Origin of the sequence: Halomonas sp. DP5Y7-2 (assembly GCF_019802025.1) — a bacterium.
In the GTDB taxonomy this organism is placed as follows: Bacteria; Pseudomonadota; Gammaproteobacteria; order Pseudomonadales; family Halomonadaceae; genus Halomonas; species Halomonas litopenaei_A.
The window spans coordinates 578,284-598,784 of the sequence record NZ_JAHVHY010000001.1; the positions used below are offsets into that span (position 1 = coordinate 578,284).

General features: G+C 62.2%; 19 protein-coding genes. 10 read left to right on the forward strand and 9 right to left on the reverse strand.

Going from position 1 to position 20,501, the window contains the following annotated elements; genetic code table 11:
* The first annotated feature begins 376 nt into the window (after positions 1-376).
* The 9 genes from KUW18_RS02425 (at position 377) to msrA (ending at position 8,301) form a co-directional block, all read left to right on the forward strand.
* Complete coding sequence (locus KUW18_RS02425; protein WP_206939927.1) at positions 377-1,369, forward strand: succinylglutamate desuccinylase; 993 nt, start codon at positions 377-379, stop codon at positions 1,367-1,369.
* A gap of 222 nt (positions 1,370-1,591) precedes the next feature.
* Positions 1,592-2,362 (forward strand): ABC transporter ATP-binding protein, encoded by a 771-nt coding sequence (locus KUW18_RS02430; RefSeq protein ID WP_222560722.1) that lies wholly within the window; start codon positions 1,592-1,594, stop codon positions 2,360-2,362.
* An 18-nt stretch (positions 2,363-2,380) separates the two neighbouring features.
* Positions 2,381-3,085: an ABC transporter permease gene (locus KUW18_RS02435; protein ID WP_206939930.1), complete on the forward strand. Its 705-nt coding sequence runs from the start codon at positions 2,381-2,383 to the stop codon at positions 3,083-3,085.
* Entirely contained in the window at positions 3,085-3,816 is a 732-nt protein-coding gene (locus KUW18_RS02440) for an ABC transporter permease (RefSeq protein ID WP_222161695.1), read from the forward strand. The genes KUW18_RS02435 and KUW18_RS02440 overlap by 1 nt, the downstream gene beginning before the upstream one ends.
* Before the next feature lie 196 nt (positions 3,817-4,012).
* Positions 4,013-4,780, forward strand: a complete 768-nt coding sequence (locus KUW18_RS02445; protein WP_374107035.1) for a transporter substrate-binding domain-containing protein — start codon at positions 4,013-4,015, stop codon at positions 4,778-4,780.
* Positions 4,781-5,148: 368 nt separating this feature from the next.
* Positions 5,149-5,931 (forward strand): transporter substrate-binding domain-containing protein, encoded by a 783-nt coding sequence (locus KUW18_RS02450; protein ID WP_409995815.1) that lies wholly within the window; start codon positions 5,149-5,151, stop codon positions 5,929-5,931.
* 110 nt (positions 5,932-6,041) lie between these two features.
* Complete coding sequence (iadA, locus tag KUW18_RS02455; protein WP_222560723.1) at positions 6,042-7,199, forward strand: beta-aspartyl-peptidase; 1,158 nt, start codon at positions 6,042-6,044, stop codon at positions 7,197-7,199.
* A gap of 143 nt (positions 7,200-7,342) precedes the next feature.
* Entirely contained in the window at positions 7,343-7,789 is a 447-nt protein-coding gene (msrB, locus tag KUW18_RS02460) for a peptide-methionine (R)-S-oxide reductase MsrB (RefSeq protein ID WP_206939936.1), read from the forward strand.
* Positions 7,790-7,791: 2 nt separating this feature from the next.
* Positions 7,792-8,301, forward strand: a complete 510-nt coding sequence (msrA, locus tag KUW18_RS02465; RefSeq protein WP_206939938.1) for a peptide-methionine (S)-S-oxide reductase MsrA — start codon at positions 7,792-7,794, stop codon at positions 8,299-8,301.
* A 95-nt stretch (positions 8,302-8,396) separates the two neighbouring features.
* Here msrA and cadR read toward each other — a convergent pair whose 3' ends face one another.
* Positions 8,397-8,852 (reverse strand): Cd(II)/Pb(II)-responsive transcriptional regulator, encoded by a 456-nt coding sequence (cadR, locus tag KUW18_RS02470; protein ID WP_222237163.1) that lies wholly within the window; start codon positions 8,850-8,852, stop codon positions 8,397-8,399.
* A 200-nt stretch (positions 8,853-9,052) separates the two neighbouring features.
* On the opposite strand from cadR, the gene KUW18_RS02475 reads away from it, so the two are divergent.
* Positions 9,053-11,359, forward strand: a complete 2,307-nt coding sequence (locus KUW18_RS02475) for a heavy metal translocating P-type ATPase (RefSeq protein WP_222560724.1) — start codon at positions 9,053-9,055, stop codon at positions 11,357-11,359.
* Positions 11,360-11,386: 27 nt separating this feature from the next.
* Here the strand turns inward: KUW18_RS02475 and KUW18_RS02480 are convergent, their stop codons facing one another.
* From KUW18_RS02480 to KUW18_RS02515, 8 genes are all read right to left on the reverse strand, one after another.
* Complete coding sequence (locus tag KUW18_RS02480) at positions 11,387-12,076, reverse strand: YdcF family protein (protein WP_222485118.1); 690 nt, start codon at positions 12,074-12,076, stop codon at positions 11,387-11,389.
* A 318-nt stretch (positions 12,077-12,394) separates the two neighbouring features.
* Positions 12,395-13,123 (reverse strand): glutamine amidotransferase-related protein, encoded by a 729-nt coding sequence (locus KUW18_RS02485; RefSeq protein ID WP_222560725.1) that lies wholly within the window; start codon positions 13,121-13,123, stop codon positions 12,395-12,397.
* An 89-nt stretch (positions 13,124-13,212) separates the two neighbouring features.
* Complete coding sequence (locus KUW18_RS02490) at positions 13,213-14,391, reverse strand: iron-containing alcohol dehydrogenase (RefSeq protein WP_206939947.1); 1,179 nt, start codon at positions 14,389-14,391, stop codon at positions 13,213-13,215.
* Between the two features lie 7 nt (positions 14,392-14,398).
* Positions 14,399-15,784, reverse strand: a complete 1,386-nt coding sequence (locus KUW18_RS02495) for an aldehyde dehydrogenase family protein (protein WP_222560726.1) — start codon at positions 15,782-15,784, stop codon at positions 14,399-14,401.
* A gap of 44 nt (positions 15,785-15,828) precedes the next feature.
* Positions 15,829-17,208, reverse strand: a complete 1,380-nt coding sequence (locus KUW18_RS02500) for a glutamine synthetase family protein (protein WP_222560727.1) — start codon at positions 17,206-17,208, stop codon at positions 15,829-15,831.
* Between the two features lie 66 nt (positions 17,209-17,274).
* Positions 17,275-18,333, reverse strand: a complete 1,059-nt coding sequence (locus tag KUW18_RS02505; RefSeq protein ID WP_206939953.1) for a twin-arginine translocation signal domain-containing protein — start codon at positions 18,331-18,333, stop codon at positions 17,275-17,277.
* A 262-nt stretch (positions 18,334-18,595) separates the two neighbouring features.
* Positions 18,596-19,918, reverse strand: a complete 1,323-nt coding sequence (locus KUW18_RS02510; RefSeq protein ID WP_206939955.1) for a TRAP transporter large permease subunit — start codon at positions 19,916-19,918, stop codon at positions 18,596-18,598.
* Positions 19,915-20,490 (reverse strand): TRAP transporter small permease subunit, encoded by a 576-nt coding sequence (locus KUW18_RS02515; RefSeq protein ID WP_206939957.1) that lies wholly within the window; start codon positions 20,488-20,490, stop codon positions 19,915-19,917. Before KUW18_RS02515 ends, KUW18_RS02510 begins: the two co-directional genes overlap by 4 nt.
* Positions 20,491-20,501: the final 11 nt, after the last annotated feature.

Sequence of the window (20,501 nt, forward strand, 5' to 3'; positions counted from 1 at the left end):
ACCTTTCATCTTCGCACCCCGGGTTTACACCAGATCGACGCCCGCCCTTGCAGCTAGCGTGAAGCGTGCCGAAGCTGGCTCAGCTCTCATCGGAACCTGCACCGGAACTTGCATCGGAACGTGCACAGGAGCAGGCGTCAGAATGTGCTCCGGGCCAGCGCCACTGGATCCACATGATGGCGTGATCACCGTGAGGGCAGTGCGCTCCTCGGCGCCGGTTCGCCAGACTGGCGTCGCGTCAGCGTGCCGAGTTGGCGACGCCCAGCGGTAGGCGTCACACACCACCACCGCATACGACAACAAAGAACGCTGCCCATGTTGCTTGCTCTACCTCGCCATACCCGTATGTTGTGTAGCACCACAGAGGAAGCTCGACATGCTTTCTGATTGGCTGTCGAAAAGCCTCGACGCTGCTTCCGCCTCGCTCCCGTCAGACGGCAGGATTCACGGCGGACACTACCGCATCGAAGCGCCAGGGGTGTTGCGCCTTACCCCAGACCACGTATCTCCCCACGCACGCGCCTGCGTGCTGTCAGCCGGTATCCACGGCAACGAGACGGCCCCCATCGAGCTGCTCGGAGACTGCCTGGCACGCCTTGAGGCCGGCTTCATCGAGCTGGGGGCTCCCGTGCTGGTGATCCTGGGCAACCTGGAAGCCATTCGACGCAACACGCGCTTCGTCGAGACCAACCTCAATCGGCTGTTCCGCCAAGGCCTGGACCAACCCGGTGATGAGGCCGACCGTGCGCGTGAACTGATGGCGGCAGTAGATACCTTCTTTGCTGACCACCCCCAGCTGCCACGCTTGCACTACGACCTGCATACCGCCATTCGCGACAGCCATTATCCGCGCTTCGTGGTGGCCCCCTTCGCTGACACGCTTACCGAACCACAGCAGTGGCGATGGATGGCCGGTGCTGGCATTCAGGCGGCGCTCAAGCAGCATCAGCATAGCTGGACCTTTTCCCACTACAGCAAGCACTACCACCAGGCCCAGGCGTTTACGCTGGAACTCGGCAAGGCGCTGCCCTTCGGTCACAATGATCTTGCGCCCCTTGCTGCCATGGGTGATTTGCTGTTGGCCTTGCTGAGCGGACTGTCTCCGCGAGAGGGGCAGATCGCGGATCTACAGGGCTTCGCGGTGGAAATGGAGGTCTTTCGCGAAAGCGAGGACTTTACGCTGTGCTTTGCCGACAACACCCCGAACTTCACCGAGTTCGCGCCGGGCGAGGTCGTCGCCCGCGACGCCAAGGCCGGTGAAACGCGCATCGGCGCAACACCACTGAGCGTGGTATTTCCCAACGCCAAGGTGGAACTCGGCGCCCGTGCAGCGCTTCTGGTCGCCCCTGTTGCTCTCGACATGGACTGACCCTGTACGCTGCGATCTCCCCGATATTCTCGAGATAACAACAACTTGGAGATAACATCATGATGACCCGCCCCTCCAGATTAGACGAAGGTATAATGCTTCTGTATTTCGCTTCGTCTGCTGCGCCGACCCAAGCCTGTTAGAATCCCCCGTTTTTTCGCGCCAGCCCGCGCCATTCGGCCGGCTTACCAGGCACGGCCGTTTTTCTCTGGAGCCCGATCCATGGCTGATACACCGATTCCGCTGGAAGTGCGCAACATCAAGAAGCGCTTCGGCAACACCGAAGTGCTCAAGGGGCTGTCCCTGGAGGCCCGCAAGGGTGACGTCATTACCCTGATCGGAGCTTCCGGCTCCGGCAAGAGTACCTTCCTGCGTTGCATGAACCTGCTCGAGCAGCCCAATGAAGGCGAACTGATCGTTCATGGCGAGCAGATCCGTTTCAAGGAAACCAAGCACGGGCGGGAACCCGCCGACTGGAACCAGGTGGTGCAGATGCGCGCCAAACTGTCGATGGTGTTCCAGAGCTTCAACCTGTGGGCCCACATGACCCTGCTGGAAAATGTCATCGAAGCGCCCGTGCATGTGCTGAAGAAGCCCAGGAAAGAAGCCATCCAGCATGCCAGGGCGCTGCTTGAGCGCGTTGGCCTGGCGGAGCGCACCGACTACTATCCCGCCCAGCTTTCCGGAGGCCAGCAGCAGCGCGGCGCCATCGCCCGCGCCCTGGCCATGGACCCGGAGGTGATGCTGTTCGACGAGCCGACGTCAGCGCTTGACCCGGAGCTGGTCGGCGACGTGCTCAAGGTCATGCGCGACCTGGCCGAAGAGGGCCGCACCATGATCGTGGTCACCCACGAGATGGCCTTTGCCCGGGACGTGTCCAGCCAGGTGATTTACCTGCACCAGGGGCAGGTAGAAGAAGCCGGACCTCCCGATGAGGTGCTGGGCAATCCCCGTTCCGAGCGACTCAAGCAGTTTCTTGCACCCAAGCGCTGAGACGGCCAGGAGAGACCCATGATTGACCTTCACGGTTACGGGCCGCGCCTTCTCGAGGGAGCGCTGGTCACCATCGAGCTGGCAGTACTGTCATTGATCCTGGCCATTGTGCTGGGACTGATTACCGCCAGCGCAAAGATGTCACGCAACTGGGTCGCCCATCGTCTGGGAACCCTCTATACCACCATCATCCGCGGTGTCCCCGACCTGGTGCTGATGATGCTGCTGTTCTTTGGCGGCCAGATTGGCATCAATATGGTCACCGACTGGCTGTATGACCGCTTCGACATCGATATCTTCATCAACGTCAACGAGTTCGTGGCAGGCGTCCTGACCATCGGTCTGATCTTCGGCGCCTATATGGGAGAAACCTTCCGCGGCGCCTTTCTGGCCGTCGACAGCGGCCAGATCGAGGCCGGACGCGCCTACGGCATGAGCCATGCGCTGGTGTTCAGGCGCATCCGCTTTCCCCAGATGATGCGCCACGCCCTGCCCGGCCTTTCCAACAACTGGATGGTATTGCTCAAGACCACCGCACTGGTCTCGGTGATCGGCCTGTCGGACATGGTTCGGGTGGCCGCCGAAGCGTCCAAGGCCACCCGGGAACCCTTCCTGTTCATGATTATCGTCGCGATCATCTACCTGCTGATCGCCAGCGTCTCGGAGTGGTTCTTCGCCAAGCTGCAAAAGCGCTATGACGTCGGTTTTGGAGGCCATGACTGATGGAATCTGTGCTCGCCTCACTGGAGACAATGCTGGCCGACAACAGCATCTTCACCCTGGACACCCTGTCCTACTACGGTGAAGGACTGACAACAACGGTCCAACTGGTCTTCCTGTCGCTGATCGTTGGCCTGGTTGCTGCGGTCCCCCTGTCCATTGGCCGCGGTTCCAAGCGCCGGTGGATCAAGATGCCCATCTTCTTCTACACCTACGTCTTCCGCGGCACGCCGCTGCTGGTGCAGCTGTATCTTATCTACTATGGCGTCGTCTTCGTCGAGGGCATCCAGGACACCTGGCTCTGGGTGCTGCTGGAGAAGCCGTTCTTCCCGGCGCTGGTGGCGTTCTCCCTCAATACGGCGGCCTACACCACCGAGATCTTCCATGGCGCCATCAAGGCAACTCCCCGTGGAGAGATCGAGGCGGCCAGGGCCTACGGCATGCGCTACTCCCTGATGATGCGTCGTATCGTGCTGCCCAGCGCCTTTCGTCGGGCGCTTCCGGCCTACGGCAACGAGGTCATCTTCATGCTCCACGCCAGCGCCATTGCCAGCGTGGTGACCATCATGGACCTGACCGGCGCCGCTCGCTTCGTCTACGCACGTTTCTATGCGCCCTTCGATGCCTTCCTGTTCGTCGCGGCCATCTACCTGTGCCTGACCTTCGCTATCCTCTACCTGTTCCGCTATCTCGAGAAGCGCTTGCTGGCGCACCTTAAGCCGGCTTCAGGCTAAAGACCAACGCCGGAGGCCAGTCCCTCCGGCGTACCTTGACGATCGTCAAACGAGCGTTGGGAACTACCGTTTCACTGCCCCCTTTTTTTCCTTCCTGACGGGGGCGTGATTCGCTAAGGTGGCATCATGCGTCCACGAGACGCCTGCCATTACCCTCCTATCAACCATCTCTCATCAACAATAAGGGTCACTCCACATGACACTGCGCAACCTTTTTACCGCGAGTCTCATCGGCACGGCGGTTCTTGCCTCCACCGCCCAGGCTGAGGTTCGTGATATTCGCATCGGCGTCGACGTTCCCTACGAGCCCATGGAGTACCGCACCCCTGACGGCGAGCTGACCGGCTTTGACATCGACCTGGGCAATGCCCTGTGTGCCGAGGTCGGTATCCAGTGCGAGTGGGTGGTGCAGGGATGGGACGGCATCATTCCTGGCCTGATGGCACGCAAATACGACGCCATCATGTCGTCCATGACGATCAACGACGAGCGTCGCGAGCAGGTGCTGTTCTCTGACCCCTACTTCACTCCGCCGTCAGCCTGGTTTGCCCCAGCCGACCTGGAGATGGGCAACCCCGATGCCGAGGCCCTCGAGGGCATGACCATCGGTGTGCAGCGCGGCACCCTGCAGGACAACTACGTCACAGACCTGTACGGCGATGTCGCTGATGTCAGCCGCTACGCCACCGCCGACGACCTGGTCCTGGACATGGACTCTGGTCGCGTGGATATCGGCTTCCTCGACTATCCGGTGGGCAAGTCCACGCTGCTGGACAGCGATGCCGGTGACTACAAGGTGGTCGGTGAGCAGATCACCGAACCGAAGGAATACTTCGGTGACGGCTTCGGCATTGCCTTCCGCCAGCGCGACGAAGACCTGGCCAAGGCCTTCAATGACGCCCTGGCCACCCTCAAGGGCAATGGCACCTATGACGAGATCCATGCCAAGTACTTTGCTGAATAAATCGTACTTTACTGGATACACAGTGCGTTGCTGAGTCACCTCACCCTGGCACTGCATGACGTCGACCCCCTGGGGTCGGCGTCAACCACCACCGATCTGGACCTGAGCTGACCTGACGTGCCTTCGCCCTTGCTCCTCCACGGCGCGATGCCCCTATCTCGCCCCCTGTCTCGCCCACTATGCCTGCCCCAGTCGCCCTGGCTGGATGGCTTCGCCCTGAGCGAGTGGTTCGACGAATAATCGCTGGCGTCATCGGCGCCTGGCTATCTCCCGTACGACATCCCCTGGTGTCTTTCCGCCTTATTAATGTGGGCGGTGAGCTTGTGTCTCGACCACACAACACTTTTCCGTTATTTGAGGATTTCCCCATGCCACGCTCTCCCATGCTGTTTGCCTCCACCCTGGCAGCTCTGATGCTTGCCACCCCTCCCGTCCTGGCCGACGACCCCCTGCGCCTGGCCGTTGACGTGCCCTACGAACCGTTCGAGTACAAGACCGCAGATGGCACTCTGACCGGCTTTGAAGTGGACCTGGGCAATGCCGTCTGCGCGCACCTTGAGATCCAGTGCACCTGGGTGGAGCAACCCTGGGACGGCATGATTCCGGCGCTGATGGCGCGCAAGTTCGACGCCATCATGTCGTCCATGGCGATCACCGAGGAACGCAGCCGCCAGGTACTGTTCTCCGAGCCCTACTACACCACGCCGAGCGCCTGGATCACGCCACGTGGCCGGGACATCGACATCTCCGACAAGGCAAGCCTTGAAGGGCTCACGGCTGGCGTCCAGCGCGCTACCCTGCAGGATCGCTACGTGACCGACCTGTACGGCGATGTGCTCGAGATACGCCGCTATGCCAGCGCCGACGATGTGGTCGCCGACCTGCGTGCCGGCCGTCTTGACCTGACCTTCATGGACTACCCGATCGCCGAGGCGATGATCGAGATCGATACCGAGGCAAGCGATTTTGTGCGCATCAGCGACTTCATCAAGGAGCCCGACACCTACTTCGGACAAGGCGTCGGCGTTGCCTTCCGCAAGCGTGATCGCGACCTCGCCGAGCGCTTCAATCAAGCGCTGGCAGAGCTCAAGGCCAATGGGACCTACGACGAGATCATGAGCGAGTACTTCAGCTACGACATTAAACTGTAGCCATGCCCCCACCAGATCCGGGCGGTGAACGCCGCCCGGCCTGGAGTGAAGAACACTGGCTGGCGTTGCGCCAGCCACATCCCAGCCTCGACCGACCCGCAGGAACCGCCATGCTGACCCTTCTCAAGAATGCGCGGCTGTATGCCCCAGCTCCGCTTGGCCTCAAGCATCTGCTGATCGCCGACCAACGCATCGCCGCCATACTCGACCCGCAGGATAGCCCGGACATTCACTTGCCCGGTCTCTCGGTCCAGGACCTGGAGGGGCGGCGAGTGATTCCTGGCCTGGTGGATCCGCTAGTCCATATGACCGGCGGCGGCGGCGAGGGCGGCTTTGGCACCCGCACCCCGGAGCTGCGTCTCGAGGACGCCGTGAGCTCCGGCGTCACCACCCTGATCGGCGCCCTGGGGACCGACGCCCTGACCCGCACCCCGGCCAACCTGCTCGGCAAGGTGCGCGAGCTCGCCGCCGGGGGACTGAGTTGCTACGCCTATACCGGGTCCTACCAGCTTCCCCCGGTCACCCTGACCGGCTCCGTCGCTCAGGACATTCTGTATATTCCTGAATACATCGGGGTGGGAGAGGTCGCCATCAGCGACCACCGCGGTTCCCAACCGTCCGTTCAGGAGCTGGCCCGGCTGGCATCGGATAGCCGCACTGCGGGCATGCTGGCGGGCAAGTCCGGCATTGTGTTCATCCACACCGGCGACGCCTCAGGGGGACTCGAGATCCTGCGCGAGGTGGCACGCACCACGGCACTGCCTATCGCTCAGTTCATGCCCACCCATATCAACCGCACCGCGACCCTGTTCGAAGACGGGCTGCGTTTCGCCCGTGACGGCGGCCGCATCGACCTCACGACCAGTACCACCCCGGAGCTTCTCGCCGAGGGCGAAGTCCCCGCCTCGGAAGCGGTCGCGCGGGCGCTCAAGGCGCGTGTCGAGCCCTCGCGCGTGACGCTCTCGTCAGACGCCAACGCTTCTTTGCCGCGCTTCGATGACCATGGCCGCTTCATTGGCCTCAAGGCGGGACGCCTCGACAGCCTGTTCGAGGTAGTGGGCGAATGTGTCAACGACCACGGCATCGCGCTGGAGAACGCACTAGGCTTCGCCAGCAGCCACAGTGCAGACGCCCTGGGCCTTGCTCGCAAGGGACGCCTCGCGGTAGGGCAGGATGCGGACCTGCTGATCCTTGCTGACGACGCCTGGGCAATTGACGAGGTCTGGGCGCTGGGACGATGCGTGCATCGACGTGACACAGATCGTTAGTCGTGTAAGGATTATTGGCGGATCACAGACTGAAGGCTGTCCCACGAGCTTGGACGGCCAGCGCAACGACCGTTGAGTGAGCGTGCGATGGCTGACAAATCGATGTGCCAAGCCCGTGTCTCCCCCATCCACGAGGAGAGCCTATGAAAACCTACGACAAGTCACCCGAGGCCATTGCCCGTCTCAATCGTGAACAGTACCGGGTCACCCAGGAGAGCGGTACCGAGCGCCCTGGCACCGGCGAGTATCTGCATCATCATGAACCGGGCATCTACGTGGACATTGTCTCCGGCGAACCCCTGTTCGCGTCGTCGGACAAGTATGAGTCCGGCTGCGGATGGCCAAGTTTCACCAAGCCCATTGCGCCTGCCTACGTCAATGAACTGGTGGACTCGTCCCATGGCATGATCCGTACCGAGGTGCGCTCCAGCCATGGCGACAGCCACCTGGGTCATGTCTTTCCAGACGGCCCTAGAGACAAGGGTGGCATGCGTTATTGCATCAACTCGGCGTCGCTCAGGTTCATCCACCGCGATGACATGGAAGCCGAAGGCTACGGCGAGTACCTGGATCAAGTGGAGGAGATCTGAACATGGCACTACAACGCGCAGTTTTGGCAGGAGGTTGCTTCTGGGGCATGCAGGATCTGATCCGTAAGCTGCCAGGCGTCGAAAGTACACGTGTCGGCTACACCGGTGGCGACGTGGAAAACGCCACCTATCGCCACCATGGCACCCATGCCGAGGGCATCGAGATCATGTTTGACCCGGCGGTGATCAGCTATCGTCGACTGCTGGAGTACTTCTTCCAGATTCATGATCCGACGACGGTCAACCGTCAGGGTAACGATCGTGGCATGTCCTACCGGTCAGCCATATACTACGTGGACGAAGACCAGAAGGCAGAGGCGCTGAACACCATTGCCGATGTCGATGCCTCGGGGCTGTGGCCGGGCAAGGTGGTGACCGAAGTAGAGCCTGTAGGCGACTTCTGGGAAGCCGAGCCGGAGCACCAGGATTACCTGGAACGTCTTCCCAACGGCTATACCTGCCACTTCCCGCGCCCGGATTGGGTCCTGCCCAAGCGCACGGAAGAGGCCTGAGGTTGCCACCAGGCAGGCGGCTAGCACGCGATATCCTGCCGTTGGTATGCGAACTGCGACACCGCCCTTCTGGGCGGTGTCGTTTCTCACGGGGTTCAACGCCGGGGATGCGCACCGCCCACATGAACCCCGGCGTCTCCTCCACCACTCACGTCCCCTACCGGCTGCGCCAGTTCGTTGAGAATGCCGCACTCTCCCGCCGTGCCATGCCCAGCGCAGCGCTGCCTGAGCCCCTCGAGCTCCGCCTTCAATCGGGACAGCTGGGCAATTCTCTGCTCCACATGGCCCAGGTGTGCCTCGATCAACGCATCGGCATCTTCACAGGGACGCTCCGGGTGATCCTGGCAGACCAGCAGCGCGCGGATTTCGTCCAGGGTCATGTCCAGCGCGCGGCAGTGGCGAATGAAATCCAGCCGCTCGGCGTGGGCATCACGATACACGCGATAGTTGCCGTCACTGCGCTCGGGCTCGGGCAGCAACCCTTCGCGCTCGTAGTAGCGCAGCGTTTCTACCTTCACCCCACTACGACGGGCCAGTTCTCCTATCTTCATTTACGGCCTCCCCATTCTCTCGACGTTCTTGGCATGTCACCGACGCTCTTGGCATGTCATCGAAGCTTGCGCCATGCCTTCGCCGCCCATGCTGGACGTCTTCTCGCGGCAGGTGATCTCGTGACTCACTCGGATGCTTGACTCTGTAGTCACTACAGGGTGTTAACTTGGATACCAGAATCCTCTTTGGAGTTCCAGGCATGGCTGATCTTGAGCGCCAGACACCGTCAGACGACCCCTCATCCTGCTGCAGTGTCGGGCACACGAAAGCGTCCTGCGGCAACGACCCGAGCGGAACGTCGAGTGCGAACTGTTCGTCGACCCAGAGCGCGTCGACCCAGAATGCACCGACCGACAGTACCTCTGCGGCTACGCCGGAAGGCACTCAGCGCCTGGACGTGATCGTTGACGAAATGTGCTGTCCGACTGAAGAGCGCGTCCTGCGCAAAGCACTGAACAGCCTGCCAGGCGTCGAGCAGCTGACCTTTGACACCATGCAGCGTCGGCTCACCATCCATCACCGAAATGTGGACCGCCGGGCGGTCGCGTCGCGTATTCAGGAGGCGGGAATGACGGCTCGCTTCCTTGATCAGGCCAAGCAGGAGCCCCCCCGCGATAGCGCTTCTCTGCCCTGGGCTCGCCTGGCAGTCGCCGGCGCACTGGCTCTGGGGGCAGAGGTCACCGGCTGGCTTGGCCTGGGCGTGCCCTGGTTGGCGGCGCTGCTGGCCATTATCGCCATCGCCATGGTGGGGCTGCCCACCTGGAAGAAAGGCTTGCTGGCGCTACGCCAGGGCACCCTCAATATCAATGCCCTGATGAGCGTTGCCGTCACCGGCGCCATGCTGATTGGGCACTGGTCCGAGGCGGCCATGGTGATTGTGCTGTTCACCCTGGCGGAGCATCTGGAAGCGCGCTCGCTGGAGCGCGCCCGCCGGGCCATCTCAGGCTTGCTTGACCTGGCGCCGCCCATGGCCAGAGTGCGCGACGAGAGCGCAGCCGAGCCGAACCGTTGGCGCGAGATCAAGGCAGAAGAGGTCAGGCCTGGGGCTTTGGTCAGGGTGTTCGCCGGTGAACGCCTGGCGCTGGATGGTGAGATCGTGCGCGGTGAAGCGAGCCTGGATGAAGCCCCTATCACGGGCGAAAGCCTGCCTCGCGAACGCGGTCCAGGTGACACCGTTTACGCAGGCTCAATCAATCTATCCGGCGATCTCGACTACCGCGTGACACGCGACGCCAGTGACACCACCCTGGCCCGCATCATTCACGCCGTAGAGGACGCCCAGTCACGGCGTGCGCCGACCCAGCGCACCATAGACCGCTTCGCCGCCGTCTACACGCCGGTGGTCTTTGTCCTGGCGCTGGTCGTGGCAGTCGGCTGGCCTTTGCTGGGCCTCGGTCCGTGGCTCGACGGCGTCTATCGTGCCCTGGTCCTGCTGGTCATTGCCTGCCCCTGCGCCCTGGTCATCTCGACCCCGGTCACCGTGGTCAGCGGGCTCGGCGCCGCCGCTCGCCAGGGAATTCTGATCAAGGGAGGCGCCTTTCTGGAGCAGGCCACCCGCCTGACCCACCTGGCCATGGACAAGACCGGTACCCTGACCGAGGGCAAGCCACACTTGGTCAGCGCCAGTGCCATCGGCAACACGTCCGACAAGGACTGCCACCGCCTGGCCGTGGCCCTGGCCGAGCGCTCCAACCATCCGGTGTCCCGCGCTCTGGTGGTGGGGTTGGGCGCGCAGCCCGATGTCTCTCTCGAGCAGGTCGAGGAGCGCAGTGGTCGTGGTCTAGTGGCCAGGGAGGCGACAAGCGACACCGATATGACTGCTCGGGTATGGCTCGGCAATGGCCGTCTGGCCCGCGACATGGGCGTCGATGACAAGGTTCTGCTGAGTCATGGACCAACGGATGACGATGCCGGCGTCGTCTGGCTTGGCCGCGACGCGACCGTGCTGGGTAGCTTCAAGGTACGGGATGCCCTGCGTCCAAGCAGCAAGGCGGCGATCAAGCGCCTGCACCGTCAAGGCGTCAAGGTCAGCGTGCTCAGCGGCGATACTCAGTCTCGGGTCGATGCCATCGCCCTGGAAGCTGGCATCGACGAGGCCTTCGGCGAGCTGCTGCCGGAAGACAAGCTCGAGCACCTCGATGCCCTGACCAAGCGCGGCACCACCGGCATGGTCGGCGATGGCATCAACGATACACCGGCGCTGGCCCGAGCCGATGTCGGCATCGCCATGGGCGCGGCGGGCAGCGACGTGGCCATCGAGACCGCCGATATCGCGTTGATGAACGATGACCCGGCCAGCCTGCCGAGGCTGATCGACCTGGCCCGCACCACCCGGCGACTGCTGGTGCAGAACATTGCGCTAGCGCTGGGGATCAAGGCCGTGTTTCTGGCCCTCGCCCTGACCGGCAACGCCACCCTGTGGATGGCCGTCTTCGCCGACCTGGGATCGAGCCTTCTGGTGGTAGGCAATGGGCTGAGGATTCTCAAGGCGCGTTTCACACCTTGAAGATATCAACAGGAGCTTATGTCAGGTCTATTTGAGAGCATCCAAGGAGTCAGGCTTGAGCGAGGCTGTGGAATTCGGCGTCCCAGCAGAAGTTGGTACATCCAAAAGATGACGGTCGAATCCTAGATCTATCAGCGTGTGCCAAGCCTGCAGTACTTCTTCAGGGATGAAAAAGGGTGACTGATATCCGAGTTCGGGATAGTGCAGCATCCGATGAAGGTCACCCACCATCTCATCGATCAGCCCAAGCACCCCGATCTGGTTGGATACGTCATCGGGAAAGGCCGTAGCAGGGGCATCGATGGCAGCTGTCAACTCTGGCCACTGCACAGCGAGGGTATGCTTCACGCGTAAAACAGAATTCCGCTTGGTCACAAACGTTGCACGACGCACCCCGGGGAGGAGATCACGGGAAAAGCGGATGTTCTCCGCGAAATTGGTTGCACGTCTTTCCAGCGTGATCTGCCCCGCGTCAACCCCCAGCGAGCGTGCTCGATCAAGGAACACATCGGCCTCGCTTCGCTCCCACAGATGACGTGTCCAGTTGCCAGTAGCGCCGGTTATCAACATACGAGGAGCGGTACCCGCTCTCATCAATGCACAGGCATGATCGCACACGCGCAGATCATAGGAACCGCAGACGATGATGATATCCGAAGGCACCAGACAAGCCGGCTGGCCTTGAAGAAACGCCCAGAGCGTCTGAGCATCGCGCATTACCGGCGTCATCGGCGGCCCCCAACAGTATCGTAGACGTTGATCGATTCGCTCCCTCACTTCGCATTCAGTCACGTCCCGCTAGGCTTTGTCCAAAGAAGTCCGAAAAATCGGCAAGTGATGGCTAGCCAAGGCAAAAATCGGTGAGGAAACGCAGTCTACAGGGTAGAAGCGAGCCGCCTGATCCGCTTTTTAACGCCGTATTACCGAGCGCAGGCACTTTTCAGACAAGCCCTGGTGCCGCGGGTCTATCTCTACCTCGCTAGCTCACTGCTACCTATACCCCGCTAGCGCATCGCTTCGCCTTGCTCTGCCCTCCTACCTGACCGCGATCGCCTCGCGCATAAAGCGCAGTATCCACTCGGCCATCACGGCGTCGTCGATGCGCCCGGACAATGATGCCTGTCCCTGGCGCACCCGGGCGTCTCCCACCAGGCCCTGGCGCAGGTTCATCAAGTCACGGGAGTAGTCCGGGCGAAATTCCGGATGCCCCTGAACCCCGAGGAAGCAGCGGCCCACTCGGATCAGGTAGTGGGGACAGAAGCCACTCCCCCCAAGCGTACAGGCGCCCTCGGGCAGCACCTCCACCTGGTCCTGGTGACTGACCAGCAGGTCAAGCGCTTCCTGCCATGGCGTCATCCAGGGTTCGCGTTCGACTACCTGATTGTTGGACAGGCCAACCCCCCACCCCTTGGGGCTCTTGATGACCTCGCCGCCTAGCGCCTTGACGATCAACTGGTGGCCAAAGCAGATGCCCACCAGCGGCTTCTCGGCACGATAGAGATCGCGTACGAATCCCTCAAGACGGTCGATCCAGTCATGGCCGTCGTTGACCCCAAACTTGGAACCGGTGGTCAGCCAGGCGTCCACCGCTTCGATATCCGTTGGAATCTCGCCATCCAGGCAGCGATAGACCTGCCACTCTAGCGTCACGCCAAGATCGTATGCCGCCGGCGCCAGCAACGCCTCGAACATGGCGGGATAGTTGCCATGGGCGGCGATCAGTTCAGGTGCCACGTCATCGCACTGCAGTAGACCGATTCGCATGATGTTCTCCATCACCAGTACTCCCTTGACGCTGGCCGGCCACCTTGCCAGAGAGCCGCCAGGGCTGTGTCATCGGGCGAGGCCGGCCGCTAGAGTCTGCCCTCAAGGGCCGCCAGAAAGACCCGACGATAGTCCTCGGCCGTGAAGGCGATGGGGTTGGATCCCGCAGACGGGTCCACCACCGCCATTTCGGCGACCTTGTCGGCCTGTGAATCGTCGATACCGATAGCCGCCAGATCATGAGGAATCGCCAATCGTTCGCGCAGCTCCAGCACCCAATCGATGGCGCTGGCGGTGCTGGGCTGGCGCAGATCCAGGTAGCGACACAGGCGGACCATGGGCTCGCCGATGGCGCGCTCGTTGGCCTTGAGCACATAGGGCATCAGGATGGCATTAAGGGTGCCGTGATGGGCGTCATAGAGGGCTCCCAGAGGATGCGCCAAGGCGTGCATTGCCCCCAGCCCTCGTTGAAAGGCCGTCGCCCCCATGCTGGAGGCGACCAGCATGTTAAGGCGCGCCTCCAGGTCATCGCCATGGGCATAGGCCCTCGGCAAGAAGTCTCGTACCCGCCGCATGCCTTCCACCGCGATGCCTTCCGCCATGGGGTGGTAGCCTGGCGCGCACCATGCTTCCAGGCAGTGGGACAGGGCATCCATACCGGTCGCTGCGGTCACCGCAGGAGGCAGTCCGACGGTCAGGGTCGGATCAAGAATCACCCGCGCCGGTACCATGCCAGGGTGGAAAATGATGCGTTTGACGTGCTCTGCCTCGTCGGTAATCACAGAGGCACGTCCCACTTCGGAGCCGGTGCCCGCGGTGGTAGGAACCGCTACCACCGGCACGATGGCCTTGGCATCGGCATTCTTCCAGTTGTCGCCGATATCCTCCAGCGACCACAGCGACAGGCCGTCACGTTGATTGGCCATCAAGGCCACCGCCTTGGCGGCATCAAGCCCGGAACCGCCGCCGAAGGCGATCACGCCGTCATGCTCCCCCTCGCGAAAGGCATCCACGCCAGCGATGACATTGGCACCGGTCGGATTGCCCTTGATCTCGCTGAACAGCCCGACCCGGAGTCCTTCCGATCGACAGTGTTCAAGGGCATCCGCCACCATCGGCAGCGCCGCCAGGCCAGGGTCGGTCACCAGCAGCGGCGCATGCATGCCAAGCTCATGGCACTGTTGCGGCAGGTCTCGAATACGCCCCGCGCCGGTCAGGATCGAGGACGGATAATTCCAGCTGGTGGTAAAGCGGCTGATATCGCTCATGGTGACCTCAGGGATGCTTGAGATGGAAGGATTTGGGCCGGGTCAGGCTGTCAAAGCCCAGGCGCGATAGCGAGCAACCACGTCCTGATAGCTTGACCCCCGTCCAGGCGAGCTCGGGATCCAGATAGTCGCAGCGGTTGACGAAGGCCGTACCGACGTCAAGGCGGGCCGCCAGTGCCTCACCGGCCTCCAGGTCGCGGGTAAAGATCGCGCCGGTCAGGCCAAAGGCGGAGTCATTCATCAGTGCAATGGCCTCGTCGTCACTATCGACGGGCATGACGGCGACCACCGGGCCAAAACTCTCTTCCTGCATCACCGCCATGGAGTGATCGACGTCCGTCAGCAGCTGCGGCGCCAGATAGGCACTACCTGGCCGGGACAGCGGGTAGTCGCCGGGATCGATCCAGGCACGTGCGCCGGCAGCGACCGCCGCTTCTACCTGGCCTCGTACAAAATCCGCGGCAGCAGGTTTGACCACAGGCCCCAGGGTCGTGGCGGGGTCGGTGGGATTACCGAGCTTGAGCTGCTTCAGCCAGGCCACGGCGCGCGCGACGAAATCATCGAAGATGGCTCGCTCGACATAAATGCGTTCAATGCCACAGCAGCTCTGGCCTGAGTTGAAGAAGGCGCCATCCATGACACCATCCACTGTGCTGTCCAGATCGACATCGCCACGCACGTAAGCCGCATCCTTACCCCCCAGTTCCAGCGCTGTCGCAATGAAACGCCCCGCCGTTGCCTGCTCCACGGTGCGCCCACCCGCGACCGACCCGGTAAACGAGACGTGGGCAATGCGTGGATCTCCCATCACTTGCTCGGCGTCGGCGTGACTCATGTGCAGGAACTGAAAGACGCCCTCCTCGATACCCGCCTCCCGGGCGGCCTCCACCATGCGCTCTGCGCACAGCGGGGTCTGGGCCGAGTGCTTGAGGATCACCGCGTTTCCGGCAAGCAGCGCCGGGATCACCGCATTCACGGCCGTCATGTAGGGAAAGTTCCAGGGCGCCACGATCAGTGACACGCCGAGAGGTTCGCGGCGGATGTAGCGAGTAAACCCCGGCTTGTCGCTTAGCCTGAGTGGAGACAGCGCCCCAGGCGCCATCTCGATCATGGCCCTGGCACGTTCCTCGAAACCGCCGATTTCGCCTCCCGCTTGAGCGATGGGCCGCCCCATCTGCCAGCAAAGCTCTTCCACGTGTTGATCGCGCCGGGAGATAAAGGCATCCACCATGGCGCTGGCCAGACGGCAGCGTTGTTCCACACTGACGTCACGCCAGCGCTTCTGGGCATCGGTCGCCAGGGCAAGGGTACGCTCGATCTGCTCGGCATCGGCCTGCTCTCGTTCTACGTACACCGAGCCGTCCACCGGCGATAGGGTCTGTTGAATGGCCATGCGGTTCTCTCGTCAGTCGATGGGCGGGATGCCGGGCATCCGCGTCAAATGATTTCGAAATAGCGATCCAGCTCCCAATCGGTGATGTGACGTCGGAACTCGCGCTCTTCCCATTCTCGGGTGGCCGCGAAATGCTCGACGAAGTCGTCACCGAACAGCGCCCGCGCCGGGGCAGATCCCTTGAGCCGCTGCGCTGCGTCCCACAGTGTTCGAGGCAGCGCCTGATGCTCCGGGTGATCCACTGTGTAGGCGTTGCCAGTGACCGCCGTGTCGGGTTCAAGCTGCTGCTCGATCCCATAGAGGCCGGCACCGATTGCCGCGGCAAGCGCCAGATAGGGATTGGCATCAGCGCTACCCAGGCGATACTCGACCCGCTGAGACTTGGCGCTGCCGGGAATGACCCTCAGCGCCGTCGTGCGGTTTTCCACCCCCCAGGTGGCGTCAGTCGGCGCCCAGAAACCAGGTATCAGCCGGGTGTAGCTGTTGACGGTAGGCGCGAACATGGCCAGGAACTCTGGCATCAGGCGCTGCTGTCCGGCGACGAAATGACGCTGGATGGCACTCATGCCGTACTCGGCCTCGCCATCGTAGAAGGCCGACTGGCCGTCATTCAGGTGGGTCATCGACAGGTGGATGTGCCCACTCTGCCCGGGATAGTCCGGCGACCACTTGGCCATGAAGGTGGCCATCAGGCCACGCCGCTGAGCCCAGACCTTGGTGAAGGTCTTGAACAACGCCGCCTTGTCACCGGCAGCCAGGGCTTCGTCGACGCCAATGGCCGCCTCCAGCACTCCTGGCCCGGTCTCGGTGTGCAGCCCCTCGATGGGGAAGTCCATGCGTTCCGACAAGGCCAATAACTCGTGATACAGCTCGGCGTGGACCGAACTTCTGAGCATCGAGTAGCCCATCATGTCGGGCGTCAGGGGACGCAGCTGACGAAAGCCCTTCTCGCGCACCGACTCAGGCGTCTCCTGGAACATGAAAAACTCATATTCGAGCGATCCATGCACCTTGAATCCCATGTCGGCGGCCCGGGCCAGCACTCGACGCAGCAGCCCGCGGGGACAGATCGCCTCGGCCCGCTCGGTGAATTCCGCCATGAACAGCAGCATGTCGCCCTCGAAGGGCACCTCGCGGCAGGTCTCCGGCAATAGCCTCAACTGGGCGTCGGGGTAACCGGTATGCCAGCCGGTAAAGCGCGTGTTGTCGTACAGCTCGTCCTTGCTGTCCCAGCCCAGCACGACATCACAGAAGGCAAAGCCCCCCTCCAGTGCGGCGAAGAATTTGTCACGCTGCATGTACTTGCCGACCATGACCCCGTCCAGATCGAGAAAGCCGACTTTGACGTGGCTGAGGTTGCGCGCTTCGACCACGCGCCGAGCATCCTCTGCCGTGCGCACATCCCTCGGGTTGAGTCCTGACATCGATCACCCTCCTCATGGGCGAAGGAATGAAGGGCCGGCCCGCAGGCCGGCCTGCACTGCCCCGTATCAGCTGTAGCGATAGGGAGGGCCCGCCTGCTGCATGGTCTGGCGGTAGTCCTTGAGGATCTGCACCACCTTGGCATTGCGCTCGCTCTGGGCCGCAATCTCATCCCAGAACCCCAGCGCTTCATCCTCGATGGTCTGCCACTCTTCTTCCGGGATGGAGGTCAGTTCGAGCTTGCCACCCTTGGTGCGGTAGTGGGCTTCACCCCACCAGTACCAGTGCTGACGATAGTAATGAGAGCTGTCCATGCACATCCTGAACAGCGTCTTCAGGTGATCCGGGAGCTCGTTCCAGCGTTCGCTGTTGGCAAAGTAGGACCCCGCCCAGGCGCCCGAGATGTTGTTGGTCAGGTAGTAGCTGGAGACATCCGCCCAGCCCACGGTGTAAGCCTCGGTGATGCCCGCCCAGGCGATGCCATCAAGCTCGCGGGTCTGCATGGCGACCTCGATGTCTTCCCAGGGCAGGGTCACCGGCACCACCCCGAAGCGAGTCAGGAAGCGCCCGGCAGTGGGGAAGGTAAACACCCGCTTGCCCTCGAGGTCCTTGATGCTGCGAATGGGCTCTCGGGTGACGAAGTTGCAGGGATCCCAGCTGCCCGAGCCGAGCCAGGTCACGCCCTCGATCTCGCCGTAGGCCTCTTCCCAGATTTCCTTCAGACCGTAGTGGTTGAACAGGGTCGGTACATCCAGGCTGTAACGCGAGGCAAACGGGAAATAGCCGCCGAACACCGACACGTCCACCGGTGCATTGATCGAGTCATCATCGCTCTGCACGGCGTCGATGGTGCCTCTCTGCATGGCCCGGAACAGCTCCCCGGTGGGGACCAGCTGATCGGAAAAATACAGCTCGATTTCCATCTCACCATTGGCGGCCTTGTTGAAGGCATCAATGGAAGGCTTGATGACATGCTCCGCCAGCGCTGGCCCTGCATAGGTCTGCAGACGCCAGCGTATCGGCGTCTTCGACTGGGCATGCACATAGGGCGCGGCCAGAGTGCCTGCGCCCACGGTAGCGGCGGTAGCGACACCGGCCTTTTTCAAGAAGTCGCGACGGTTGGTCATTGGATCTCTCCCTACTCTGTCGATTGTTGTGGTCAGGGGTGATGCCATCGGGTACTGCTGTGACTCATTGCACCTGTCGGTGTGTTGCCGGCCTCCTGCCGTTTTTCGTTTCCTGTTTGTTGTCGATGTTGCGCTATCTATCGCTCGCTCGCTCCGGCATCCGGCATCCGGCCTAACATGCCTTGTGGCGCACCTTCTTCGCCGCTGACCGGTGCGCGATAGACCCTGGCAATGCAGGTCCGGTCGCTGCTTTCGCCCAGGCTCAGTAATCCCGGAACAGCTCGGGGAGCCACAGTGCGAGCTGGGGAAAGGCGGTAATCAGCGCCAGGCCCGCCAACATGATGGCGACAAACGGCCACACGCTCTTGTAGATATCCCCCAGGCTGATCTCCGGCGGTGCCATGGCCCGCATCAGGAACAGGTTGTAGCCGAAGGGCGGGGTCATGTAGGCGATCTGCACCGTGATCGTGTAGAGCACGCCATACCAGATCGGGTCGAAGCCAAGACTGATGACCAGCGGCACGTAAAGCGGCGCCACGATGACCAGCATGGCGGTGTCATCGAGAAACATGCCAAGCAGGATGTAGGACAGCTGCATCATCACCAGGATCTGCCAGGGGGTCAGGCCAAAGGCCTCGAGGAATACAGACTCGATGGCACGCACCGCGCCGAGACCATCGAACACCGCGCCAAAACACAAGGCCGCCAGGATGATCCACATGAACATGCAGGTGATGCCCAGCGAGCGGCGCACCGTGGTCTCGATGACGGCGCGATTCAAGCGTCCCTTGATCAGGGCAGCCAGAGTGGCCGACAGCGCCCCTACCGCAGCGCTTTCCACCAGGCTGGTCACTCCCATCACGAACAGGCCGGTCATGAAAAAGAAGATGGCCAATGGCATGATGCCGGCGCGCAACAGCTTCAACTTGTCAGCGGTGGAGAGGTTGCGTTCTTCCGGCGGCAGGGTCGGCCCAAGGCTCGGCTGCAAGCGACAGCGGATGACGATATAGGCCACGAACATGGCCGCCAGGATCAAGCCGGGTATCGCCCCGGCCAGCCATAGCTGGCTGACCGGCTGGCGCGCAATCATGCCGTAGAGCACCAGCACCACGCTGGGCGGTACCAATATGCCCAGCGAGCTGCCAGCCTGGATCACGCCGGTGACCATGACCTTGTCGTAGCCCCGTCGCAGCAGTTCCGGCAGGGCAATGGTGGCGCCGATGGCCATACCGGCCACACTCAGCCCATTCATCGCCGAGACCACCACCATCAGACCGATGGTGCCCACCGCCAGGCCCCCTCTCAGCCCCCCCATCCACACGTGGAACATCTCGTAGAGCTCGGAGGCGATGCCCGATTCCGACAGCATGTATCCCATGAAGATGAACAGCGGCAAGGTCAACAGCGGGTACCAGTTCATCAACTGGATGGCGGCACTGAAGGGCATCTCCATGCCGCCGTCGCCCCACAGCACCAAGGCGGCTGCCGCGCCGACAAAGCCAATCACGCCGAACACCCGCTGTCCGGTCAGCAGCAGCAGCATCATGGAAGAGAACATGGTCAGGGCGATCATTTCGTAGCTCATCGGTCGCCCTCCCCGTCCTTGCGGTTCTTCCCTTCCCTGGCATCCTTCTCCCCTTCACTCTCCTCCAGCGGTCGCCCGAGCAGCACGGCGACATCCTTGAACAGGGTGGAAAGACACTGGGCCAGCATCAAGGCCACACCGACGGTCATGATGGTCTTGATGGGTGCCAGTGGCGGCGCCCAGGAGCTGTAATTGGTCTCGCCGTACTTGATCGCATAGCTGGTACTGGAGATGCCGCCAGCCAGCAGTGTGCCCAGGAACACCAGCAGCAACAGCATCGTCAGCACGTCACTCATCGCCTTGGCACGAGGGGACAGCCGGGTATAGAACAGATCCATGCGCACGTGGTCATCGAGCTGCATGGAATAGGCGCCGCCCAGCAGAAAGTAGGCCACCATCAGAAACTGCGAGACCTCGACGCCCCACAGCAGCGGCCGGTCAAACAGCGTGCGCGAGAGCGAGGCATACAGCAGTACACCTATCATCACGAAGATGAGGTACATGACGATACGCCCGATGCGCCGGTTGAAGCGGTCGACGTAACGAACGTAGAGACGAATGGCTGCCGGCATGGGGTCTCCCG